Source organism: Acerihabitans arboris (genome assembly GCF_010131535.1).
Taxonomy (GTDB): Bacteria; Pseudomonadota; Gammaproteobacteria; order Enterobacterales; family Enterobacteriaceae; genus Acerihabitans; species Acerihabitans arboris.
In genome coordinates, this window is record NZ_WUBS01000041.1 from 1 (window position 1) to 3,861 (window position 3,861).

General features: G+C 51.0%; 5 protein-coding genes and 1 pseudogene. 5 read left to right on the top strand and 1 reads right to left on the bottom strand.

The features are described 5' to 3' along the window. The 3 genes and pseudogenes from GRH90_RS26795 to GRH90_RS25715 form a co-directional block, all read left to right on the top strand. Positions 1–93, top strand: a 93-nt coding sequence (locus tag GRH90_RS26795; RefSeq protein ID WP_162368532.1) for a transposase domain-containing protein, incomplete at its 5' end; no start/stop codon positions are given. A 31-nt stretch (positions 94–124) separates the two neighbouring features. Beyond that, positions 125–1,135 (top strand): annotated as a pseudogene (locus GRH90_RS25710) (DUF3440 domain-containing protein); the annotation flags it as partial. Further along, positions 1,132–1,758: an IbrB-like domain-containing protein gene (locus GRH90_RS25715; protein ID WP_162368798.1), complete on the top strand. Its 627-nt coding sequence runs from the start codon at positions 1,132–1,134 to the stop codon at positions 1,756–1,758. The pseudogene GRH90_RS25710 and the gene GRH90_RS25715, both read left to right, overlap by 4 nt. A gap of 317 nt (positions 1,759–2,075) precedes the next feature. On the opposite strand, the gene GRH90_RS25720 is transcribed toward GRH90_RS25715, so the two are convergent. Continuing rightward, positions 2,076–2,672, bottom strand: coding sequence for a hypothetical protein (locus tag GRH90_RS25720; RefSeq protein WP_312857224.1), 597 nt, complete (start codon positions 2,670–2,672; stop codon positions 2,076–2,078). A 179-nt stretch (positions 2,673–2,851) separates the two neighbouring features. Between GRH90_RS25720 and GRH90_RS25730 the strand changes: the two genes are divergently transcribed. After that, complete coding sequence (locus tag GRH90_RS25730; RefSeq protein ID WP_162368799.1) at positions 2,852–3,193, top strand: hypothetical protein; 342 nt, start codon at positions 2,852–2,854, stop codon at positions 3,191–3,193. 9 nt (positions 3,194–3,202) lie between these two features. Further along, a complete protein-coding gene (locus tag GRH90_RS25735) occupies positions 3,203–3,754 on the top strand; it encodes a conjugal transfer protein TraG N-terminal domain-containing protein (RefSeq protein WP_446678253.1) in 552 nt (183 codons plus the stop codon). Positions 3,755–3,861: the final 107 nt, after the last annotated feature.

The following is a 3,861-nucleotide window of genomic DNA, read 5'->3' on the forward strand; positions in this document are numbered from 1 at the left end:
TACCTACGCCATGTGCTGGCGATTATCGCGGATCATCCCATCAATAAGATCAAAGATCTCCTGCCGTGGAACCTCAAAATCCCTGTTGAATAAGCGTCAATACGGCCCAGAGTTGACGCTTACATTTACGCTTACTATCAATCACGTACAGAGAATGAAAGCCTTGTATGATGATTGTATCGACCACTTTTATTGGGTGGCTCTTCCGATGACTACCGTGAATGGGGTCTCACAATATCAGCCCGAATGGGTGGCATGGCAACCGGACACTGACTGGGTACGTCAACCTCCTTCCGATGCGATCACCGACCCTGCTTTTTTCCCTTTTTACCGGCAAGCCATGACCTTTGAAGAATTTGTACCCGCTTTTGCCAGTTGGTTCGCGCAAAAAAAGAGTGCGGCGATTTTAATCGGTATACGTACCGATGAATCGCTTAATCGCTTTGCCGCGATCAGCTCTTATTCTAAACTCCGCTACGCAGATGATAAACCCTGGACCACGGCCTCATTAGAAGGTTTTGTTTATAATGCCTATCCTATTTATGACTGGAAAGTGAATGACATTTGGCTCTTTTTTGCCAAATTCAGACGTATTTATAATCCACTTTATGACCTTATGTACCAGGCCGGCGTGCCGCTGAGTTCGATGCGCATTTGCGAACCCTTCGGCCCCGAACAACGCAAGGGATTATGGCTTTATCATGTGCTTGAGGCTGAAACATGGGAAAAAGCGTGCCGGCGGGTGGCTGGGGCACATTCCGGCGCACTGTATGCCAACCAAACCGGGAATTTCTATGGCAATCGAAAAATTACCAAACCGGCCCATCACAGTTGGAAAAGCTACACCCTATTCTTATTAGACAGCATGCCATTGAAAACAGCTGAACATTATCGTAATAAAATCGCCATTTATTTAAAATGGTATCAAGGTCGGGGTTTCCCTGTTGATATCCCCGACGAGCAGGACAAGGATTTGGGCGCAAGAGATATTCCCTCCTGGCGACGTATTTGCAAAACACTTATCCGTAATGATTTTTGGTGTCATACGTTATCATTCAGCCCAAATAAGGCTCACCATTACGAAAAGTATCTGCATCGCATGCAGGAGAAACGTAAAGAGTGGAGAATTTTATGAATATCGAGGAATTATTTAAGCCCATTTCTGAAGCTCTCAGCGCTATGACATTTGACGAGCAGATCACAGCCATCAATTCACTAAAAAAAATTTTACATGAGCTAAGCCCTTTCCGAGAAGAACCGGTGGACTGTGTACTCTGGATAAAAGCTGAGAACATACTGGCAAATGATTATAACCCCAACACGATGGCACCTGCCGAAAAAAGATTACTGCTTACCTCCCTGGATAAGGACGGCTATACCCAACCCGTGGTGGTTTGCCAAGAAAAGGAGAGCTATATTGTGGTAGATGGGTTTCACCGCAGTTTGTTGGGAAAGGAAAAAAAGATCCTTCGCAGCCGTTTAAAAAATTATCTCCCCGTTACCTGTATCAGAAACAGCCAGTCAGGAAAAACCGATCGCATCGCGGCCACCATTCGCCATAACCGCGCCCGTGGGAAACATCAAATCATGGCCATGTCAGATATCGTCAGGGACCTGGCGCGATTAGGTTGGAAGGATGAGAAAATAGCTAAGGAATTGGGTATGGATGCTGATGAAGTGCTTAGGCTCAAGCAAATTACGGGATTAACGGAATTATTTGAAAATAGTCATTTTTCCGAAGCATGGACAGTAAAGTAAACTCGTTTTTATAAAATCATGTCCCACCGTCGACCGATAATTATTTATGGGAGGGTTGATATTCCGTGGCGGTTTTCATGATACCCATCGTCTCACTGGTGTCATGAGAGAGGATATCCAAAGTGCGGTTAGGTAGGCAACCCTTGAGGAGTCAGGTTTATCGGTAGTGAAATGAGGACAGTAGCATGCATGGCATGGGTTGAAATCACTATAACGTCCAGGACTGAAAGGCTAGTCGGATAAAATCTCTGAAAACTAATAAATTTAAAATGGGGGAATACCCTATGAACTTTAAGTTTTCCCTGAAATGTGAGTGCTTAGCGTGCGTTCGTGGGCCAATTTATGCCCAGGCGTTTGGCCAGCGTGGCCAAACGCCTGTCCAAAGTCCACAACCGAGCATTGGGGGTGATCATGGTGGAGGCCAGTAGGGTCATATCCACCAGGCCGCAACCTTGACCATAAAGGCCCTCCTGCTCAATCAAGCTCCTAACCTCGGTCTGGTTGGCAGAATGACAGGTACGTAGCAGAGCTAGATAGCCCAGCGTTCTCCCGCGGGGCGCAGGGGGAGTACCGCACGCTAATTCCGTCAGTACAAACGAGTGAATAAGCACCCTATCCTGCATCATCAAATCAACCAGTTCGGCATTTTTTTTGGCGAATATGCTCAACCCAGACACTGGTATCGACCAACACGTCCTGAACAACGGGCATCGGCGGCTCGATTCTTGACGACGGCGCGGCACGTCTGACATAGTCGGCGCGCTACCGCCCAAGGCGGCCAGACGCTTAGCGGCCTGCACCCGCACAAAGGTGCGGATGGCTTCGCGGAAGAGGTCGGCCTTGTCCATTTCGGAATCGGCCATTTCCAGCGCCTGTTCATAAAGGGCATCGTCGATGGTGACCGTGGTACGCATGGCAAACCCTCGCAAGCGATATCATCTTTATTGATTCAAAATTACCTCAAATATGTCATCTTCTCAAGCGGACACGTCCCCACGAAACTATCGGGGTACCGGCGTTTTCGCATTCTTGGTCGCCTTTGCACCGCCTCTGCGCTGAACTCGGAGAATGCACATCCGATGTGGAGGCGCCGATGCCATCCCTCAGTCCTGAAACGCGCGCCCAGCGCTGGCCATTGCTGCTGATAGTGGGAAGCCTGGTGCTGCTGTTCGTGGCCGCGCTGGCGGCCAACCTGCTGGGTATCTACCTGTGCGGCGGCATCGCCGGCTGGCAGCAGTGGTTCGATGCCCACGCCCCGCATTTCTTCGTCTGGCGCCTGTGCCTATATGCAGCGCTGCTGGCCGCCTGGCCCTGGGCGCGGCGGCGGCGGCGCCGGCGCGACCCGGACTCGGCGCGGGCGCTGCGGACCCTGGAGGTCCTGAGCGTGGGCGCCATCGTGTTCTCCGAAGCCAGCCAGTGGCTGCACGTAGTATAGGAGACGGTGATGACCTTGCAGACCACCGACTATCTGGAATACTACCTGACGCTGGTCGCCTGGCTGGTCAACAACGGCGTCTGGAACATCCTGGTTGCCAGCGGCTTGTTCGCCCTGCCCCTGGCCGGGATTTTCATCCAGGAATGGCTGCGGGCGCGAACCGAAGGGGCGGACGAGGGCAATAAAGGCGTGCTGTCCTCGATGCGCATTGAGAACCGTATCTGGATGGCGATCGTTGTCATTTTGTTTGGTTGTGTGCCATATATCGATGTCGATCTGTCCACCATCAAATTCGACACCACTCGTTCCACGCAATGCCAGGTCAGTGTACCGCTTCCCTCGGAGACCGGTTGGGAGAAATCCTTTACCACGCTCAACAACCAGAGCGCGAAAGTCCCGGTCTGGTGGTTCTTCATGCATGCCATCTCCAAAGCCGTAACCAACGCGGCAGTGGCCGCCATCCCCTGCGGCACGGACCTGCGGCAAATGCGTATGGAAATTGACAGCACGCGTATCGACGACCCGGTGCTGGCCCAGCAGGTAGCCGGAGCCTGTACATAGATTTGTGTAATTGCCTGATTTTGATATCTTCAATCCAACATCAAAAACAGGTTAATTTATGGACGAAAAGCAGTTGCAAGCTCTGGCTAACGAACTGGCCAAAAATC